Origin of the sequence: Salmonella sp. SAL4457 (assembly GCF_046548235.1) — a bacterium.
Lineage (GTDB): Bacteria > Pseudomonadota > Gammaproteobacteria > Enterobacterales > Enterobacteriaceae > Salmonella > Salmonella enterica.
The window spans coordinates 1-277 of sequence record NZ_JBGDZO010000383.1; the positions used below are offsets into that span (position 1 = coordinate 1).

The window sequence follows — 277 nt, forward strand, 5'->3', positions numbered from 1 at the left end:
GATCCAGGTGCAGAAGTCGAGCGGACGCGAAGCCCTCGACCAGGCCGCGGTGAAAGCGGTCAAGCGCTGGTCCTTCGTTCCCGCCAAGCGCGGCGACAAGGCCGAGGACGGCTGGGTCAGCGTACCGATCGATTTCAAGTTGAACTGAATCTGCAGCGTCACGAGGAGCATCCGTCATGAGTCTGTTAACCACCCCGCTCGAATCCGTCGAAGGCGCCGTCATCTGGCTGCTGGTCGGCTTTTCCGTGGTCACCTGGGGCCTGGCCCTGGTCAAGGG

1 protein-coding gene is annotated in these 277 nt (G+C 63.2%); it reads left to right on the forward strand.

What is annotated here, in order from left to right:
• The first annotated feature begins 7 nt into the window (after positions 1-7).
• The gene (locus ACLJNW_RS24740) at positions 8-148 is read left to right on the forward strand and encodes an energy transducer TonB (protein ID WP_311488612.1); all 141 of its coding nucleotides are present in this window, start codon (positions 8-10) and stop codon (positions 146-148) included.
• The last annotated feature ends 129 nt before the right edge of the window (positions 149-277 follow it).